General features: G+C 32.3%; 19 protein-coding genes, 2 tRNA genes and 1 pseudogene. 9 read left to right on the top strand and 13 right to left on the bottom strand.

Annotation, left to right across the window (positions count from 1 at the left end; translation table 11 throughout):
* Positions 1-35: 35 nt before the first annotated feature.
* From AAGD42_RS05305 to nuoN, 4 genes are all read right to left on the bottom strand, one after another.
* The gene (locus tag AAGD42_RS05305; protein ID WP_341752524.1) at positions 36-812 is read right to left on the bottom strand and encodes a biotin--[acetyl-CoA-carboxylase] ligase; all 777 of its coding nucleotides are present in this window, start codon (positions 810-812) and stop codon (positions 36-38) included.
* Positions 813-1,071: 259 nt separating this feature from the next.
* On the bottom strand, positions 1,072-1,671 hold the full coding sequence (locus AAGD42_RS05300) for an ankyrin repeat domain-containing protein (protein ID WP_341752523.1): 600 nt from the start codon (positions 1,669-1,671) through the stop codon (positions 1,072-1,074).
* 118 nt (positions 1,672-1,789) lie between these two features.
* Entirely contained in the window at positions 1,790-2,614 is an 825-nt protein-coding gene (locus AAGD42_RS05295) for a glycosyltransferase family 2 protein (protein WP_341752522.1), read from the bottom strand.
* Between the two features lie 8 nt (positions 2,615-2,622).
* A complete protein-coding gene (gene nuoN, locus AAGD42_RS05290) occupies positions 2,623-4,026 on the bottom strand; it encodes an NADH-quinone oxidoreductase subunit NuoN (RefSeq protein ID WP_341752521.1) in 1,404 nt (467 codons plus the stop codon).
* A gap of 253 nt (positions 4,027-4,279) precedes the next feature.
* Between nuoN and AAGD42_RS05285 the strand changes: the two genes are divergently transcribed.
* Both AAGD42_RS05285 and AAGD42_RS05280 read left to right on the top strand, forming a co-directional pair.
* A complete protein-coding gene (locus tag AAGD42_RS05285) occupies positions 4,280-4,429 on the top strand; it encodes a hypothetical protein (RefSeq protein ID WP_341752520.1) in 150 nt (49 codons plus the stop codon).
* A 48-nt stretch (positions 4,430-4,477) separates the two neighbouring features.
* Positions 4,478-4,747, top strand: a complete 270-nt coding sequence (locus AAGD42_RS05280) for a helix-turn-helix domain-containing protein (protein WP_341752519.1) — start codon at positions 4,478-4,480, stop codon at positions 4,745-4,747.
* A 187-nt stretch (positions 4,748-4,934) separates the two neighbouring features.
* Here the strand turns inward: AAGD42_RS05280 and rsmI are convergent.
* Positions 4,935-5,790, bottom strand: a pseudogene (gene rsmI / locus AAGD42_RS05275) (16S rRNA (cytidine(1402)-2'-O)-methyltransferase).
* 49 nt (positions 5,791-5,839) lie between these two features.
* On the opposite strand from rsmI, the gene AAGD42_RS05270 reads away from it, so the two are divergent.
* The 3 genes from AAGD42_RS05270 to AAGD42_RS05260 all read left to right on the top strand — a co-directional run bounded on the left by AAGD42_RS05270 (position 5,840) and on the right by AAGD42_RS05260 (position 8,719).
* On the top strand, positions 5,840-6,982 hold the full coding sequence (locus tag AAGD42_RS05270) for a penicillin-binding protein activator (protein WP_341752518.1): 1,143 nt from the start codon (positions 5,840-5,842) through the stop codon (positions 6,980-6,982).
* 290 nt (positions 6,983-7,272) lie between these two features.
* Entirely contained in the window at positions 7,273-7,902 is a 630-nt protein-coding gene (locus tag AAGD42_RS05265) for a lytic transglycosylase domain-containing protein (RefSeq protein WP_250311434.1), read from the top strand.
* Between the two features lie 73 nt (positions 7,903-7,975).
* Positions 7,976-8,719 (top strand): methyltransferase domain-containing protein, encoded by a 744-nt coding sequence (locus tag AAGD42_RS05260; RefSeq protein ID WP_341760787.1) that lies wholly within the window; start codon positions 7,976-7,978, stop codon positions 8,717-8,719.
* On the opposite strand, the gene lnt is transcribed toward AAGD42_RS05260, so the two are convergent.
* Positions 8,704-10,209 (bottom strand): apolipoprotein N-acyltransferase, encoded by a 1,506-nt coding sequence (gene lnt, locus AAGD42_RS05255; RefSeq protein ID WP_341752517.1) that lies wholly within the window; start codon positions 10,207-10,209, stop codon positions 8,704-8,706. The genes AAGD42_RS05260 and lnt overlap by 16 nt on opposite strands.
* A gap of 85 nt (positions 10,210-10,294) precedes the next feature.
* Between lnt and AAGD42_RS05250 the strand changes: the two genes are divergently transcribed.
* Complete coding sequence (locus tag AAGD42_RS05250; protein ID WP_341752516.1) at positions 10,295-11,128, top strand: enoyl-ACP reductase; 834 nt, start codon at positions 10,295-10,297, stop codon at positions 11,126-11,128.
* 36 nt (positions 11,129-11,164) lie between these two features.
* On the opposite strand, the gene AAGD42_RS05245 is transcribed toward AAGD42_RS05250, so the two are convergent.
* Positions 11,165-11,241 (bottom strand) — tRNA-Pro (locus AAGD42_RS05245).
* A 116-nt stretch (positions 11,242-11,357) separates the two neighbouring features.
* Here AAGD42_RS05245 and trmD point away from each other — a divergent pair.
* Together trmD and rplS are read left to right on the top strand one after the other, a co-directional pair.
* A complete protein-coding gene (trmD, locus tag AAGD42_RS05240; RefSeq protein ID WP_341753400.1) occupies positions 11,358-12,068 on the top strand; it encodes a tRNA (guanosine(37)-N1)-methyltransferase TrmD in 711 nt (236 codons plus the stop codon).
* Positions 12,069-12,072: 4 nt separating this feature from the next.
* Positions 12,073-12,498, top strand: coding sequence for a 50S ribosomal protein L19 (gene rplS / locus AAGD42_RS05235; RefSeq protein ID WP_250311664.1), 426 nt, complete (start codon positions 12,073-12,075; stop codon positions 12,496-12,498).
* Positions 12,499-12,871: 373 nt separating this feature from the next.
* Here the strand turns inward: rplS and recN are convergent, their stop codons facing one another.
* The 3 genes from recN to AAGD42_RS05220 form a co-directional block, all read right to left on the bottom strand.
* Positions 12,872-14,629, bottom strand: coding sequence for a DNA repair protein RecN (gene recN, locus AAGD42_RS05230; protein WP_341752515.1), 1,758 nt, complete (start codon positions 14,627-14,629; stop codon positions 12,872-12,874).
* Positions 14,630-14,635: 6 nt separating this feature from the next.
* Complete coding sequence (locus tag AAGD42_RS05225) at positions 14,636-15,394, bottom strand: outer membrane protein assembly factor BamD (RefSeq protein WP_341753399.1); 759 nt, start codon at positions 15,392-15,394, stop codon at positions 14,636-14,638.
* Between the two features lie 106 nt (positions 15,395-15,500).
* Positions 15,501-15,585 (bottom strand) — tRNA-Leu (locus AAGD42_RS05220).
* 160 nt (positions 15,586-15,745) lie between these two features.
* Between AAGD42_RS05220 and AAGD42_RS05215 the strand changes: the two genes are divergently transcribed.
* A complete protein-coding gene (locus AAGD42_RS05215) occupies positions 15,746-16,480 on the top strand; it encodes a Bax inhibitor-1/YccA family protein (RefSeq protein WP_341752514.1) in 735 nt (244 codons plus the stop codon).
* A 59-nt stretch (positions 16,481-16,539) separates the two neighbouring features.
* Here the strand turns inward: AAGD42_RS05215 and AAGD42_RS05210 are convergent, their stop codons facing one another.
* The 3 genes from AAGD42_RS05210 to ubiG are packed head-to-tail and all read right to left on the bottom strand — an operon-like array spanning position 16,540 to position 19,155.
* Positions 16,540-16,989: a DUF6314 family protein gene (locus AAGD42_RS05210; protein WP_341752513.1), complete on the bottom strand. Its 450-nt coding sequence runs from the start codon at positions 16,987-16,989 to the stop codon at positions 16,540-16,542.
* Between the two features lie 4 nt (positions 16,990-16,993).
* Positions 16,994-18,397, bottom strand: a complete 1,404-nt coding sequence (gene gltX, locus AAGD42_RS05205; RefSeq protein WP_341752512.1) for a glutamate--tRNA ligase — start codon at positions 18,395-18,397, stop codon at positions 16,994-16,996.
* Between the two features lie 8 nt (positions 18,398-18,405).
* On the bottom strand, positions 18,406-19,155 hold the full coding sequence (gene ubiG, locus AAGD42_RS05200; protein ID WP_341752511.1) for a bifunctional 2-polyprenyl-6-hydroxyphenol methylase/3-demethylubiquinol 3-O-methyltransferase UbiG: 750 nt from the start codon (positions 19,153-19,155) through the stop codon (positions 18,406-18,408).
* Between the last annotated feature and the right edge of the window lie 7 nt (positions 19,156-19,162).

The raw sequence follows: 19,162 nt of genomic DNA, 5'->3' as shown, positions 1-19,162 counted from the left end.
CCATTTTCAACCACTCTCCTGGAGTACTTTGTCAGCTACGCCTCGCAATGGCTAGTTGGATTAACTATAGGCAGGAAGTTTAATATCTCAAAACTACATAAGGTAACTATTTTCCCATCCTCAAGCTGAATTCTTATACCCCCATTTTCATCTATATCTTTAAAAATCCCTAAGATTTTTGTGTTTCCATCATTTACACTAACCATCTCGCCCAACTTATAAGCATTTCTAAGCCAATATTGTCTTATTTTACTAAATCCCTGTTCTTTCCATCTACTAAAATATTTTTCAAAATTAATCATCAAGATATCTAATAAATATTCTGGATCTTTTACTTCTATATTCTCATCAGATAAATTGGTTGCCAGTTGCTGAATATTTACAGGACTTTCCTTGATGTTAATACCAACACTTATAATAAGATAATTATTGTTATTTATAGTAATAGATTCAAGCAATACACCAGATACTTTTTTGTCGTTTATCAAAATATCATTTGGCCATTTTAATTTGATAGAATTCACTGAACTGGCTGTAAGAGAAGTAATAGTTTTATACACAACAATAGCCATAACAAAAGATAATTGCGGAAGATAACTGAGATTAATTTGATGCTTTAATAATATACTAACATGCAAATTCCCTAGATTAGAATGCCAAATTTTGTTATTTCTTCCACGCGATTTTGTTTGATTTTTTGCTAATATTACATAACTACCATCAGGACAGCTCTTAGCCATCCTAATAGCTTCAGAGCTGGTACTATCTACTTCATCAAAAACTAGCAACTTATATTTTTTCTGCCAAGACATAATTACCTCATAAAATTCAGGGTGATTTTAAAAGTCGTAGAAAAACAGTATAAAAATCCAAAGCATCATTGCGAGGAACCGCTTTACGGCGACGCAGCAATCCAAAAAGTAACCAAAAATTGATTGCTTCGACCATTACATGCTCTCGCAATGACATATATGTACTCCAAACGCCATTGCGAGAAGGCGTAAGCCGACGAAGCAATTTGTAAGTTAAATATAAACAATTAAAATTTTGTTCACAGACCCTAGCACTAAATTAAAAAATATCAGATAGCTCTGTCGTCATACCATCACCTGATAATACTATATCATTATTAGGTACATCGTCATATAAAGGATTAGCAATATTATTACTTATTGCTTTAGATAAGGAATTTACATTGTTAGATAATTCTTTTAAATTACTACTTATCTTAGGTGACAAATGCACTTGTTGTTGATTATTTAAAGTGTGTAAAGTGCGTAAACTGTCTATATGCCACCGCACTGCATCAACCAAAGAATCTGTGCTTGTCATTTTGAAATCATGGTTTTCTAATAGTGGCTGCATACAAAGCCTTGCAAAAATAACATTTGCAATACCAATATCTGATGCTGTCATACCATTATCATTAGCTATATTTGGTTTTGCTCCCCACTTTAATAACATTTCAGCCATATCATGGCGATTATTTTTTACTGCATAGTGTAATGCAGTATTGCCACTTTTATCTTGATTATCTACATTAGCTTTGGTGAGTAAATGATTTGTTAAATGCATATTACCTGTTTCTACAGCTTTAAATAAGGCATTCTTGTTTAATAAAACTGGTAAACCTCCATAGCGTGCTTTATAAAAAAGTTGTTTCAATGACATATTTACCTCTTAATTATTAGTAATTGATATTCATAAATTTCTTATTCTAAATAAACCGTTTAATACGGTTTATTTAGTTGCTGGCACTATATAATAAAATTTCACCTTATGCAAGCACTTATTTTAATAATTCCATGTTTTCTTGGTTTTTATCATGTTTTTTATTATTTAAAATCTCTCTTGCTTTAGCAAGCCTTATAAACCGTCCAAAAGCAAGAATCATAGAGTCAACAAAACCATCAAAACCAAATACCCAATATCGCCTTATAAAGAATGATTTTAGAAAATAAAAAATAATTTCTGTAGCAATTCTTATTTTTGATGGATTCCTACCTAGTTTGACGAAATCTTCTGCCTGCTCGGAAGAATAAAAATTTGCCTTAGCTACCATTTGCTCAATTGACATGCCAGACCTATGATAAATTATACCATTTAACTCATAGATTTTGTCTTGTGGGTTAATATCTGGGTTAAATAACACCGAATCATGAGTAGTAGTACTCATATTATTAGAAAAACTACTATATTTACGGTTATATAATCTGATGAATTTATGATAAGGAGCAAAGCGACGAACTTTATGATCGTTACGGTGCAATATAACATTTTTAGTACGATAAGCTAAATAATTATCTTGAATATTTGAAGCAAATATAAATTCTATTTCATCCTGTAATTCTTTTGACAGCTCTTCATCAGCATCAATATTTAATATCCAATCATTCTGACATAAACTCTCACCAAAAGTTTTTTGTTTAACATAACCACCCCATTCGTTAAAAATCACTTTGGCACCTAAATTTCTAGCAATTTGTACTGTATTATCAGTGCTACCACTATCAACAACAATAAGCTCCTCGACAATGCCCTTAACACTGTTGATAACTCTTGCCACTCTAGCAGATTCGTTTTTTGTAATAATAAAGGCTGAAATCTTAAGCATATTACCCTTTAACTCATAAAGAAAGAAAAAATTAACAGAAATCCTATAACAAGGCAACTGACAAACCTTAAGCCTTGATATGTTGGTATTAACTCCGGCTGCAAACTTTCACTTACCTCAAAAAAGTACATAGACCTAACTATTTTGAGGTAATAATAAGCTGCTATAATACTGCTACCAATAGCTACAAATGCTATAGTAAATTGCTCCTCTACAATAGCCTGATAAAAAATGAAATATTTACCAAAAAATCCCGCCAGTGGGGGAATGCCAATCATCGAGAACATGATAATCGTAATCTCAGCAGCTAAAGCCTTACGACTATTCGCCAGACCTTTAATATCATCAAAATTTGCCGTATCCGCTTTTTCCCCCAGCAGAGCAATCAGACAGGCAAAAAAGCCTGTAACAGAAGCGGCATAAATAAGCATATACACTAATGCAGCATTATTACCTTGCTCACTATGCAAAGCAATCCCCATCAGAACATATCCAATATTTAGAATAGTGCTATAGCCCATTAGCCTTTTGAGGGAGGTTTGTCTAATAGCCCCACCTGCCCCAACCAACATCGACAAAATTGCCGTTATCTTTATTAAATCAACTGAAATTTGTTTATAATCACCAACTACCATCATCATTATATTTAATAATACCACTACATTGCCAAATTTTGTGGCAGCAGCAAAATAGCTAACTGAAGGAATTGGTGACCCTTCATATACATCTGGCGTCCAAATATGCAAAGGAGCACTAGATAATTTAAAGAAAATACCACTTAAAAAAAGTACTAAGCCAATTATTAAACCAATATTAGGTTGGGCTGATTGATTCAATTTGCATAGAATATTATTATAATCTAAACTACCACCAAATCCGTAAATAAAAGACATCCCGAATAATGTCAAACAACTAATCAAACTACCTAGAATAAAATATTTTAATGCCCCTTCTGATGATTTAATATTGTGTAAACTAAAACCGGCTAGTACATACGCTGCTAGTGCTTGCAATTCCATAGCCACAAATAATAGTAGGAAATTACGAGCCGATATAGTAATAAAAATACCAACAGTCGAAAGTAGCATTAAGGTTATAAACTCTGTCTTAAATTTTTCATTAGTGATTTTACAATAATCATTATAAATTATCATGGTCATCACCGAAAAAAGTAAAACACAAGATTTACAAACACCAGTAAAGCTATTAGTAGCAAAGGAATTACTAAAAGATACTGCCTCACCCTGAACGCAAGCAATAAAAAGTACAATCGATAATAATATCGTAATATTAGTGATGATTCTAGTTTTTTTGATAAATAATACAGCAGATAATTGAGTAAGCAAAGCCAGTAAGGTCAGCATTATCTCAGGCAAAATAATTATAAATTGTGTTAAAATTGGGCTTATCATATTTTAAGTTTTTGGATTTAGTATAATATAAATAGTTAATATATACTATAAGATCACTAGCACTAAGTATAATAGTAAAAAATATTTAATTTTACATGAATTATATAGCTAACCAGGGCAACATTACACCAAATTCACAGACGTCATTGCAAGACCATGTAATGAATGTTTTGATCAATGTTAGTTTAAAATAATATTTGACTTTATACGTCAATGACGTAATAATATTGATATGGAATATATAGAATCTCATTTGTTTAATAAATTGTTAAGTTCATATTTAACTGATGATGATTACGCAGACTTTCAATGGCATTTAGCCTTATACCCTAAATCAGAAGATATTATTCCTGGCAGTGGAAGACTTAGGAAAATAAGATGGATGGCTAAAGAACGAGGCTGAAAACATTCCAGCTGCTATTTTAAAGAAAATAAAAGAGGAGTTAGGATTATGAAAATAAGACGAGATATCGGAACAAAAATTTTACAATCCATTCAAGAGATAAAGACAGGAAAGGGTAATGTACAGAAAATAGAAACAAAAGATGATATAGTGAATATTAGAAAGTACTTACAACTATCTCAAGTAGATTTTGCTGTTTTAATGGGGATTAATGTTAGAACATTACAAGAATGGGAGCAAGGGCGGCGTAAACCTAGGGGATCAGCTATATCTTTATTAAAAATAGCATCTAAACATCCCCAGATTTTTATTAACTAATTCACCTTACGCATAGCACTTAAAAGCCATAGGGGTATGGATAAATACTAATCGGATTAGCTATAATGAGAGAAAGTATTTATATCTATCTTTAAGTGAACACTCTCAAAATATGTTTCTTGGATTGATTATAAATTCAATAATAAAAGCTAAAAAGGTGGCTAGAACCTTAACGGGTTAACTATAATTAATCACTCGAACTCTTGAGCCTGTTAACTATAGCATATATTTCTTTCTTACTGTAGCTTTTGCCGAAATTTTCATTAGCCGTATCTGTAATACTTTTGGCACTCCATCCTTTAGATAAGTACAAATGTATAAATTTTTCTAAGTCATCTGCTAGATTAGCGGCATTAGCCTCTTCAGAAACACCGGAAATTAGCAATACTATTTCTCCTTTAATAATATTCTGTTTATAGAAATTTAATAACGTTTTCTATTAATCCTGACTTTACTTCTTGGTGCAATTTAGTAAGTTCACGTGCTATACATATTTCTCTATTGCCCAAAATAGCAAGAGCCGTATGTAACGATTGCTCTATTCTGCTAGCAGTGTCAAAAAAAATCAAAGTTGCTTTTATGCTAGCTAATTCTGTGAAAATCTTCTTTTTACCTTCAATGGTCTTTGGTAAGAATCCAGCAAATAAAAAACGATCTGACGGTAATCCAGAAATGGGTATAGCGGTGGTTAATGCAGAAACGCCAGGTATAACATCTATGTGATAATTAAGTTTTCTCAACTGCCTAACTAGTTTATAACCAGGGTCAGAAATTAACGGTGTTCCAGCATCAGATATTAGGCTGACTATTTCTCCATTATCAATGAGCTTGCAGATAATCTCTCTTGACTGATTATCACTATGATCATTATATACTTGTAACTTGGTCTTTATATTATGTTTTACTAGTAATTTTTTTGATATTCTGGTATCCTCGCACAGTATTACTGTAGAGTTTTTTAGTGCTTCTAAAGCCCGAAATGTTATATCATCTAAGTTACCAATAGGTGTTGAAACAATATATAGTCCTGGTTTAAAGATCATGATTTAACCCCAATTGCCAATTATCTCTAATTAAGATAAAGTAAGTATTATGAGCAGTATAAAGCAAAAATTTTTAAATATCACCTTATCATTTATATGTCTTGTCTCTTTATTTTCTTGCCAATCTAATAAAGAGGCTATTGTTACTCCTACAACGAAAGAAGTTGTGCAAGAAACTCTAGAAGTGGCAATTTTAATGCCTCTAACGGGAGAAAATTCTACATTAGGTAGACAATATAACCAATTAATTAAAATGGGTCTAGAAGATGGTTTAAAAACTTATGTCCATGTCACTTCTTATGATGGCTCTAATGAGCAGCAGGTACTTGCTGCAATGGATAAAATATTAGCTCGTAAAACAAAAATTATTCTAGGACCATTATATTCAAACCTTACTTCTCTAATTGCCAATAAAGCTAAAACGCATAACATTTTTATAATTACCATGTCTAATAATCCTGTATTGGCAGACCAGAAACTTTTTGTATTTGGGCATGCTCCGTCAAAGCAGCTTACAAAAATAATTAATTACTTTGCAGATAATGATTATAAAAATTTTATCGCCCTGCTACCTTCAGGGCGTCATGCACAAACAACAAATCAACTTATTCAAAATATATTAATTCAGAAAAATTCTACCTTAGTGCGGAGTGAATTTTATGCTAATATACCAGAATCAATAGAAAAAGCAGTGTTAACTGTCTCAAATAGTGTTGATAATTTAAATGAAATGGAGGATACAGAAACTAAACCTGTAATTTATCTGTCGGATGATGGTGAAAATCTAAATTTGCTTTTTGATAGTATTCATAAGCATAATTTAGATAAAAAAGCAATTATAATAGGTGATAACAGAATAAATATTGATTATTCTGAACCGGTGGATATTATCTTCACTGGTTCATTAAATATTGTAAATAGTAATATAATAGAGAGAGCTAAAAATATAGGCATTAATCATTTATCTTTCATGCACGCTGTGGCTTATGATTTGGGAAAAATAACATCAAAATATATATATACTAACTTTACGGAAGAACGATTTTTAGCATCTTTAAATAGTACAGCTCCATATATTGGTATATCAGGTAATATTCACTTTATCGATTCAATAGCCCAAAGAGAATATGATATAATTAAGAGAGAAGACGGCTTGTATAGCACTATTTCGAAAAGTGTTGACGGCTTTTAATACAGTGTTGTTTATTGCTATACCATAGGTTACTGTAAACGGCATAGATGTAAACTATAAGTGTTCATCATTCAAATCTAATAGAATAGTATAAGAAACTAATGCAGGTGCCAATTTCTTAAGTCATTTTAGTATATAACATTAAAAACCGAAGCATAACTTGTCTTGTAGAAAGATTTTTAATATGCTACAAAGACAAAGTAAAATTACGTATTTATAACACTATGTCCATTAGGTTTATATTAGCCCTATATTTGTTTTGCCTTTTTCCTTTATATTCATATGCTAATATGGATGCGGAAATTGCTGAATCACATAAATGTTCAAAGATGTTTCCTTACTTCGAAAAAACACACCAAATTCCTCCTGACACCCTATACTCAATATCTTTAAAAGAATCTGGCAAAAAACATACTGAACATAAAATCATGGTGGTTTGGCCTTGGACTGTCAATGTTGAGGGGAAAGGGTATCATTTTAACACTAAAAGAGAAGCGATATTCTTTGTAAGAAAACAAATTATTCAAGGTAAAGAAAATATTGATGTAGGATGCATGCAAATTAACCTAAAACACCATTTAAAGGCGTTTAACTCCTTAAATCAAGCTTTTGATCCTGAGCAAAACGTTGCTTATGGTGCTAAATTCCTCAAAGCTAAATATGATCAGTTAGGTAGTTGGCACAAAGCCATCGCCTATTACCATTCAGCTACTCATGATCTTGGCTATAAATATAAGCAAGATGTTATCAAGATTGCTAACAATATGGACTTGTATAAAAATTCTGTTAATATGTATAGTGGGAATTACCCTAATAATATAGCTACAACGACCCCAACAAATAAACGAAGCCCTTCATTTGTAAGTAATATTAGGAAATATAAGAGTGGTATTATGGTAGCACTACCAAAAGCTAGCTAGATTAAAATTTTAGGTAATAATTATATTTGATCGTGATAAGTTAAAATTTAACCGTGAAAAAGTGATTCATAATATCGCTAAATGTTGGTTTTTTCAACATGCAGCAGAAGATATTATTGAACGTTTGAGTATTATTGATAAAAAATTTCTCAATATTCTAGATTTAGGAGGGCGTACTGGTCAATTAACAAAACTATTAGTGCAGAACTATAACTATGCTATAATTGTAGTGACTAATGCATCTAATACTATGTTACAATCCTTTGAGCATAATCCAAAATTGCTACTTGATGAAGAAAATTTACCTCTTGAAACAGCTAGTTTTGATCTAGTAACTTTTTCCTTAGGTTTACATTGGATCAATGATGTACAAAATTTTCTGTCACAAATAAAACGTATTTTAAAACCAGATGGTCTATTTATTGCTAATTTTATCGGTGGTAACAGCCTAAAGGAACTACGAATGAAATTTATCGAAGCTGAAATAGCAACAAATCGCCCTCACTTCCAACATGTTTCCCCTTTTATACATTTTGATCACGTCACACCTTTGTTACAACAAGCAGGATTTACAGAGATTATCGTTGATTATGAAAATATTCAGTTGAGCTATAACAGTCCTTTAGATTTCATTAGAGAGCTAAAGAATATAGGAGAATCTGGGGCATTATTGCAAAACCCTCACAACCTAATATCGAAGCAAATGCTTTCTATTCTAAGTAATACTACGTCGACTTTCACCGAGCAAATTAATATAATTAGTTTCATTGCCTCTCCGACTAAGAATAGCATAAAAACTTGTTACCTCCTAAATTGACATTTATTGATAAGATTCTTTATTAAAATGTAGCTAATTAGGATAAATATTATTGCTAATAAAGCACATATATCGCCATATTGGGAGTATAAAGTTTCATATTTCAGCTTATTTGGTAATAAACTATCTATATAACCTACTTCATTGAGAGTTCGTTGTTGAATAATTCTACCTACCGGGTCTATTACAGCCGATATACCATTATTAGCCGTTCTAAGCATAGGAAGACCGTTTTCTATACTACGCATACGACTAATTTGTAAATGTTGGTATGGACCAGAGGAGTTTCCATACCATGTATCATTAGTGACGTTAATAATCACATCTGAAAGTTTATTACTCGTTTGAACGAGATTTGGAAAGATTGCTTCATAACAAATCAGAGGTTTTATGGTTATAGCAGGTTGGTCAATACTAACCAATTGTTTGCTTCCTTCAGTATAATCTAATAACCCAGGGGTTAATTTCTTCAATGGTAATATCCATTTAAGAGGCATATACTCACCAAATGGCACTAAATGAGATTTATGATATTCAAATAATTTATCCCCTTCTTTTGTTAAAGCGTATAAACTTGTATAAATTTCAAAATCATCTCCCTGTTTACCATTATTTGTTATACCACCAGTAATTAAAATTGCCTTTTTATTTTCTAGCATCTTTAATATTTTCATTTTGATTGGTTTATAGTCATATGGTACTACCATAGCAGCTTCCGACCATATAATTAGATCTACGTCACCTGGTTTTTCAGACAATGCAATATGAAGATTTAAATTTTTCCAAAATTCTTCAACGTCCCATTTAGCAATTTGTGGAATAGTTGGCTGAACTAATCGAACTTTTATATTTGAGAAATCGCTAGGATTGTTATGTAGCATTAATAAACCGTAGGAAGTTATTAGAGAAAATATTATTAATGAATTCACTAATAATATTTTTAATAGATTATATTGTTTAGTAAATAGGTGATAAAAACTAGTTGATATATATATTACAATAAAACTTAAACCATATATTCCTATAATACTAGAAGACTGGATGAGAGTATCGGAAAATGAAAAAGCGTATCCAAGTAAATTCCACGGCAATCCGGTAAATATCCATGATCTTACCCATTCAAAAAATACCCAATAAAGGCAAAATATAAACTGATATAAATTATTATTCTTCGCTAAAAATCCTAAACCGCAGGTTATAGCGATGAAACAAGCAAGAATAACTGGTAAACCAAATAACGCCAATGGTATCGCCCACCAAAATTCATCAATATAAACAGTGACCCCTATACTAATCCAGTACATATTGACTAAAAAATGCCCAAAACCAAATATAAAGCCTAATATAGAGGCTTCTTGCCAACTATTAGCAATTTGTACTTGATAACATAGTAGTGCCAAGAAAAATAACCCAGGTACGAAGAAAGTTGGAGCAAAAACTAAACCGCTAACCATACCTGAAATAAGTATAAATATTTTGGATAAAAACATTAGTGCTATATTTTGAAAGTTATTTACAAAAATATACATAATGCTATTGTTTGAGCAAGGTCTAATTATAAAGTATGGAGAATATATGCAAATTGTGGGTTTACTTGATGGTAAAAAAGGACTAATTACAGGCGTCGCTAATAATTTGTCAATATCTTGGGCTATCGCTCAAATGACCAAAGAGCATGGTGCAGACTTAGCCTTCACATATCAAGGTGAAGTGCTTGAAAAACGAGTTATGCCCCTTGCTGAACAAATTGGTTGTAATTTTGTTGTGCCATGTGATGTGACAAGTGAAGAGTCGCTTGATAATTTGTTTAAGACTATTGAACAAAAATGGGGTAAACTTGATTTCTTAGTTCATTCTATCGCTTTCTCTGATCGGAATGAATTAAAAGGTAGGTATATAGATACCACACTGCCTAATTTTCTTAATAGTATGAATATATCATGCTATTCTCTAGTTGCCATGGCAAAACGTGCAGAACCTTTGATGAAAGATGGTGGTAGTATCCTTACCCTAACTTATTATGGCTCCCAGAAGGTGGTTCGTAATTATAATGTAATGGGACCTGTTAAAGCTGCATTAGAATCTAGTGTAAAATATCTTGCAACTGATATGGGGTCAAATAACATCCGAGTAAATGCCCTATCAGCTGGTCCTATGAAAACTCTGGCATCTAGCGGTATTAATGATTTCAAAACTATGTTAGCTTTTCACGAGGCTACGTCACCGTTACGCAGAAATATTTCTCCTGGTGATGTTGCAGGGTCTGCCTTATACTTGCTAAGTAGCTTAGCATCCGGAGTTACTGGTGAAATACACTATGTAGATTGTGGATTTAATACTACAGTGGGAACTAATAATGGACTAATAGAATTATCCTACCCGATAATGCAAGAAAAAAATAATATATAACAGCAAAAAAATCGAATACAGTAAGTCCATTATATATGGTCGGGGCAGAGAGATTTGAACTCCCGACCCTCTGGTCCCAAACCAGATGCGCTACCAGACTGCGCTATGCCCCGAATAAATGATAAAAATTAAACACTTAGTACTAAGTAGATTGATATTGTCTAATTATATAGACTATAATACAAGCCAAATCAATTTTTTTGTTTTAAAAATTCAGCATATTTATAAAATGTCTTCATTACATGCCTCAATATTAACCATATTTCCAGAGATGTTTCCTGGGTCTTTACAATATTCCCTTGCAGGGCAAGCCTTAAAAAAAGATATTTGGTCTTATAATGTGGTTAATATAAAAGATTTCGGGTTAACTAAGCATAAAAATGTTGACGATGAGGCTTATGGTGGTGGTAGCGGGCTAATAATGCGTCCGGATGTACTTGGTAGCTGTTTAGATAATGTTTTGTCTTCAAGCCCTAATACCCCAATATATTACCCATCACCAAGAGGAAAATTATTTAACCAAAATATTGCTCATCAAATTATACAAGAAAAACAAATAATAATTTTATGTGGGCGATTTGAAGGGATTGACGAACGTATAATTGAAGAGTATAATGTTAGAGAAATTAGTATAGGGGATTATATTCTATCTGGTGGCGAGGTGGCAGCTCTGGCTATTCTTGATTGCTTGATTAGATTACTTCCGAATGTATTAGCAAATCAAGATACATTGCAATCAGAGTCTTTTGAGAAAAGTGGTGAGTTTGCTGGATTGCTTGAATGCCCTTTATATACGAGACCAGTAAAATGGAAAAACAGAGAAGTTCCAAGTGTTTTGTTGTCTGGTAATCATCAGTTAATTAGAGATTGGAAAAGTAATCAGTCTATGGAGATTACTAAAAAACGTAGACCAGATTTATTAAATTTTATAGGAGTTTAAAGTGATGAATATTATTGAGCAATTTGAACAACAGCAAATTGCAAAACTAACCGAAAATAAAAAAATTCCTGATTTTAAGGCGGGAGATACTGTAAAGGTTACTGTAAAGATAATTGACCGAACAGTTGAGAAAGATGGTAAGGAAAAATTACTAGAGAGGCTGCAAGTATATGAAGGCGTGGTAATTGCTAGAAGAAATAGTGGAGTTGCCTCTTCTTGCGTAGTTCGTAAGGTCAGTCATGGTGAAGGCGTAGAGAGACGATTTATGATTTTCTCACCGATGGTACATGCAATTGAAGTTGTAAAATATGGTGTAGTACGTCGTGCTAAACTCTATTACCTAAGAAACCTAAGTGGTAAAGCAGCTAGAATTAAAGAAAAACTTCAAGTAAACACTAAAAAAATAAATAAGAAAAAAGTTGTTGCTTAAGAAAGGTCATAGCACCCTACATTTTTTTTGCTATTTTCTTATGAATAACAAATCTGCTCACCAAGCGTCATTGCGAGGAGCTACTTTAGTAGCAACGAAGCAATCCAGGAAAGTAATTAGAAATGGATTGCTTCTTGGCTTACGCCTTCTCGCAATGACGTCTTGTACTTTAGCTTTTTTTCCGTGAACACTCACTTGTGTGGCACAGCCTCCTAGGCTCTGTGAACAAAATTTTAATTGTTTAGATTTTGAGTATTTTTAAGCGAAAATTAATAAGATTTTTGCCGGAATAGTTAGTTCTATTTCAAAAAAATCTTATAATTTGCAGCTAAAAAGAGTCGAAATCTAGTAATTTAAATTTTGTTCACAGAGCCTAAGGCTTAAGCAACTCTTTAGCTGCTTTTAAGCTCGCATCGGTAATGGATTTTCCTGAAATCATGCGGGCAAGCTCAGCTTGTCTTTCCTGAAGATTCAGGCTTTTTACCGTAATTTTAGTAGTTTCATCCAATTGTAGTTTGTTGACGATAATATGCTGATCTGCTTTACCTGCTACTTGAGGTTGGTGAGTAATAACAATCACTTGGGCAATAGAGCTAAGTTTTTTAAGCTTTTCTCCTACTTTATCGGCTACGATACCACCAATTCCTGTATCTATTTCATCAAAGATAATAGTGTCTTTCAGTGATTTATCAAAAAGACAGGTTTTTATGGCTAACATAAACCTTGATAATTCGCCACCAGAAGCAATTTTATCAATAGGTGCAAGTTGCATGCCTGGGTTCGTTGAGGCAACGAAACGTATATTATCAATACCATCAGACATCTTGCATAACAGCATCTGACTAGTTATACCTTCCGGGTTTTGCTTAATTTCTCCTGAAAATTGCTCTCCAACGTTTAGTTCTGCAAAATTTTTATTATTAGCTTGGTTGTTAGCAGGATTATTTTTAGGTACTATTTCTACTTTAAAAATTGCCTTTTCCATTTTAAGCTGTTCAAGCTCTTTTTGCACAGCTAATTCTAGATTTTTTGCACTAATAGAACGCTTGTATGATAAAGCTTCAGCTAGTTCAAAATATTTTTTATATTCTGTTCGCTTATTTATATCTAATGTTTTAGCATTATTGATTTTATTCTTAAGGATATTTAATTGTTGGTTAGAATTATCAAGAAATTCAGGTATTTTATCGCAAGAAATATTATATTTTCGTGCTATATCACGAATTTTAAATAGCCTTTCTTCCACTTCGTCTAAGTTAAATTCATTTCTATCAATGTTATTAATAATATTCTGTAATTTTATACGTGCTTCTTCTAAGCTATTATAGCAATCATCTAAATTTAATGAAATAGAGGCAAATTCTTCGTTTTGCTGTAAGTTACGGTTTATCAAACGTTGAGCATTATTAATTGACTTATTAATTTCAGGGGCTTCAAGATATGATAATATATCTTGGGTCACTTGTATTTCTTTATCACGATTTTGTAAACTACGCCTTATAGTAACAAGCTTTTCTTCTTCTCCTGTTTGGTAATCAAGAGCTTCTAATTCTTTGGTAACAAAGGTTAAATAATCTATTTCTTGTTCTATAGCATCTTTATCTCTGGTAACTTTATTGATTTCTTTGGTAGTTGTCTGTAAAATATCGAAATGCTTTGATAATTCAGCTCTTAAATTTACAAGCTCTCCATAATCGTCTAGAATGTTAATATGAGAGGAAGGAGTAAGAAGGGAAGTATGACTGTTTTGCCCATGAAGTTCAAATAAATAATCGGCTACTTGTTGCAAGGTATTTACCGTCACTACTTGATCATTGATAAGAAATTTTTTGCGGTTGTTAGATTTTTGGATACGTTTTATCAGTAATTCTTGGTCATACTCAATATTAAATTGTTGCAAAAGCTCTTTTAAATCATTATTGAGAGTGAATGTCGTAGCAACTGAACAATAATCACACCCATGTTTTATTACATTATCAGAAAATTTATTACCTAAAGAGAATAAGATTGCATCTAGCAAGACAGACTTACCAGCCCCAGTTTCTCCGGTAATTACACATAGTCCTTTTTCAAACTCTATCTCCAATTCGTCTATCAGAATAAAGTTCTTAACCGAAAGACTTTGTAACATTATATTTCATTCTTTTAAAGAATTATTAACTAGTAAGTAACAATATTTATACCAAGTACTGTCCGGATAGTTATGACCGAGTACCGCGGCATATTTCTTTGCTTCATTGCTAAGCCCTAGCATTAAATAACTTTCCACTAAGCGATAAAGTGCTTCTGGTATATGTGATGTAGTTTGGTAATTATCGACAATAAGCTGGAATCTATTAATAGCAGCTATAGGGTTATTTTGTCTGAGATAATAACGACCTATATCCATTTCTTTACCTGCTAAATGATCATTTACTAGATCAATTTTTAAAGCTGCATCAATTGAATATTTTGTTTTTGGGAAAAGTGTTGTAACATCTTCAAAACTTTTCTTAGCTAAAAAGGTTCTTGATTGATCAAGTTGTACATTCGAGATTTGCATATAATAGGATAATGCCTTCAGGTAATAGGCATATGCAATATCTTCATGCATTGGGTGAAGATTAATAAAACTATCCAACACATCTATCGCTTCCTCATACTGACATGCCAAAAATAAAGAATATGACTGCATTAACTCAGCTTGAGGAGTCATTTTATTGCCAGGGTCTTGATAAAAAATTCTTGAAAATTCTTCGGCAGCTTTCAAATATTGTTGCTTTTCCAGTAAAATAAGACCATCATTGTATAATTCTGGAGCTGGAACTATTAAGTCTTCATCCGTCTTTTTAGTTTTACAACCAGATAGGATTAAGCAGGTAGTGATTGTATAAAATAATAATTTTGCTAATTTCATCATAGAACTTGATAAGTTTTTTAAACTTAATTTATACACGAAACATTAATGAGTATACAAGATTATTTTAAAAATTATTATTTAGCATAGATTTTAAGAGCTATATTGGTACCTCTGGCCGGACTTGAACCAGCACGCCTTTGGGGCTGTAGATTTTGAGTCTACTGTGTCTACCATTCCACCACAGAGGCTAAATATGTCTAATCAGTATAAATAGCTAGATATTTGTACTATGTAAATAAGTTATTGGATTAAAACTAAATTTTTATTTTAGAATTTTCTTCTTGAAAAGAAAAGGTTTGCATCCTATACTATATTAATAGAGATAATAAAATATTCATGGGGTTTCTTATGGTTGATTATACAAAAACTTTTACTACCACTCAGAAAACATATGATGCAGGACTGAGAGAATACATGCTAAAAGTCTATAATTATATGGCTTTAGCTCTTGTGCTAACTGGAGTAACAGCTATTGCTACTATATCATTTGAACCATTAGCCAGACTTTTATTTCAGATTGCACCAAATGGACAGTTTATGGGCAATACTGGTTTGGGAACGTTGGTAATGTTTTCTCCTGTAGGAATTGCTTTGTACTTCTTTATGGGCTTTGGCAAGATGAGTTTAGAAACTACTAAAGTATTGTTTTGGGTTTATGCTGCGTTAACTGGTATGTCCTTAGCATCTCTTGGGCTTATCTATACTGGAGAGTCAATTGCTCGGACTTTCTTCATTTGCTCATCTGTCTTTGGAGCAATGAGTCTTTATGGCTACAGTACCAATAGAGATTTGACTTCAATTGGCTCATTTCTTATTATGGGATTGTTTGGTCTTATCATTGTATCGTTGGTTAACATATTCTTACAAAGTTCCGCTATATATTTTGCAACATCTCTAATTGGGGTTGCTGTATTTATGGGGCTTATTGCATGGGATACTCAAAAAATTAAGTCGATGTATTTTATGTCTGGTGGTGGAGAATTAGGACAAAAAATGTCTATAATGGCTGCTTTTAGCTTATATTTAGACTTTATCAATTTGTTCTTATATCTTTTGAGATTCTTTGGTAATAGAAGAAGCTAGCTATCATTCTCCCCTACTTTAAAGGATTGATTGTTCTTTAAAGTGGGAGGAATGGTATATTATGCACAAAGCCTAATAAAACTAGTTTTTATGGTATAATCTTTATTAGGACCTAAAATCTTATAACTCAAGTCAAAAGCATCTTCATTTAAGAATATATAACTAGCTTGATAAATATCCAAGTTACACTGATGTATAGCTTCAGCCTTGCAAGGACTACCCGAGATAAAATGCATTAGGTAAAATAAAGCATGGTTATTCTCATTAACAAAATATTTAACAATTTTGCTTTGCTCTAGGGAATATAAATATTCCTTAACAGCTCTTACCTTATTGGTATTCCCATAGTACTTAACATCAAGTTCTTCTCTATATAATATACATGGATATTTTGAATATAGAGGCTCCTTGTACTCTATAAAATAAGCCATTCCTTTAGCTATGCCATAATTACCTAAAATTCTCGTAATAGTATAGGTTCCAACTAGGTTGTAGAATATATGTATCATTCCCTCATTCCTTAGCGTCATTATACAATAACCTAGCAATAGCATTTTCTTTACCAATTATAGCAATAATTTCAAAAACACTTGGAGAAGTAATCATACCTGTCATTAAAGACCTAATGGGTGGCATGATATCTGCAAGTTTAATATTATTATCCTTGGCAATTTCTTTAAATTTTATTTGAATTGAGTCTTTATCAAAATTTGCTAAATTCTCCAATTCCTTTATAATTTGATCCAACAAATTTTTATCACAATTATTGATTAGTTCTTTAGCTTCCTCAGAGTAAATAATAGGAACATTAATCAAATAAATCCTAGCTAGTTTTGCTAATTCGACTAAACTGGTACTTCTTATTTTCAAACTTGGCATTGCTTGCCTAATATATTCCTTTTCTTTCTCAGTAACTTGATAATTTTCTTGTAAACTCTGACAAGTCATTTCTGTTAATGTTTGGTCATCAAGCTGACGTAAATAATGAGAATTTAAACTATCCATTTTGGCAAAATCAAGACGAGCTGGCGATTTACCTAGCCCATCAAGGTTAAACCATTCTATAGCTTGGGATCTTGAAATAATCTCGTCATCCTTATAACTCCAGCCTAATCTTAGTAAATAATTGCACAAACTATCAGGTAAATACCCCATATCTTGGTAAGCCTTTACTCCAAGAGCCCCATGTCTTTTAGATAATTTTGCTCCGTCAGTTCCGTGTATTAACGGTATATGTACCATATGTGGTACAGACCAGCCAAAAGCTTGATAAAGTATTTTTTGACGAGCCGCATTAGTTAAATGGTCATCCCCCCTAATAATATGGCTAATCTGCATATCGTGATCATCCACCACTACCGCTAACATATAGGTAGCAGTACCGTCACTACGTAACAACACCATATCATCAAGGTGCGAGTTTTCAATAGTTACATCCCCTTGCAAAGCATCATGGATAATGGTATGACCAGTTCTTGGAGCTTTCAGGCGGATAACTGGGATATTCTTCTGCTCCTGCAAATTAGAAGGTGGCACATCCCGCCAAGGACTTTCGAACAAAAAATGTTGTTTATTAGCTATGGCGTTATTTCTCTGCCTATCTATTTCTTGTTGGGGGGTAAAGCAATAATAAGCTTTTCCTTGATCTAGTAATTTCAGAGCAGCTTTTTTGTATAAATCATTTCTTTTAGACTGAAAAACTACTTCTCCATCCCAGTTTAAACCAAGCCATTTCAAGCCGGAAAATATAGCATCTACTGCATCTTTGGTTGATCTTGCTTGATCAGTATCCTCAATTCGCAGCAAAAATTTACCGTTATGGTGCTTAGCAAATAAATAATTAAACAATGCCGTCCTTGCTCCGCCAATATGCAAAAAGCCAGTAGGAGATGGAGCGAATCTAGTAATTACAGTCATATTTTCCTTTATTTAGTTAAGTAAGCAAAATAATTTACATCTATATCATCACTCAACTGCCAACGTCCATTAACGATATTATAGGTTAAGCCTTTGAGTTCTTTAAGCCCAATATTATTATCATTGAACATCGAGTAAATTTCCGATGGTTTAAGAAATTTATTATGATCATGAGTGTTTTTGGGTACCCAATTAAGTAGGTATTCTGCCATCAAAATAGCTAGCATATAGGATTTTACCGTACGATTAATCGTTGAAATTATAATCATACCATTTGGTTTTACTAAACTAGCCAGGTTTTTTATAAAATCACCAGGATTATCTATATGCTCTATTACTTCTAAACACAGCACCACATCATACTTATACTGTTTTTTATTTAAATCATCTGAATATACTAATTCTTCAACAGTGGATTTAAGATATTGTATATTCAAATTTTGTTCCGAGGCATGCTGTACTGCAATATCTATATTACTTTGCAGAGCATCTATGCCAGTAACTATACCATTTAGTTTACAGAGAGCCGAGGTAATTAATCCCCCGCCACATCCTACATCTAGAATTTCTAAATTTGAACAAGGTAATAGGTCATCCTGTACGTTAAAATGCTCTTTTATCTTATCTACTATATAACCAATACGAATTGGATTTATTTTATGAAGAATTTTAAATTCTCCATCTTCCTGCCACCATTGGTTAGAAATCTTACTAAATTTTTCTAACTCTATTTGATTAATAGAAGATTTTGTAGACATATTCCTT

Origin of the sequence: Candidatus Tisiphia endosymbiont of Dioctria linearis (assembly GCF_964026545.1) — a bacterium.
In the GTDB taxonomy this organism is placed as follows: Bacteria; Pseudomonadota; Alphaproteobacteria; order Rickettsiales; family Rickettsiaceae; genus Tisiphia.
The sequence above is the reverse complement of the archived record's forward strand: the minus strand, read 5'-3'. Positions and strand labels throughout refer to the sequence as shown.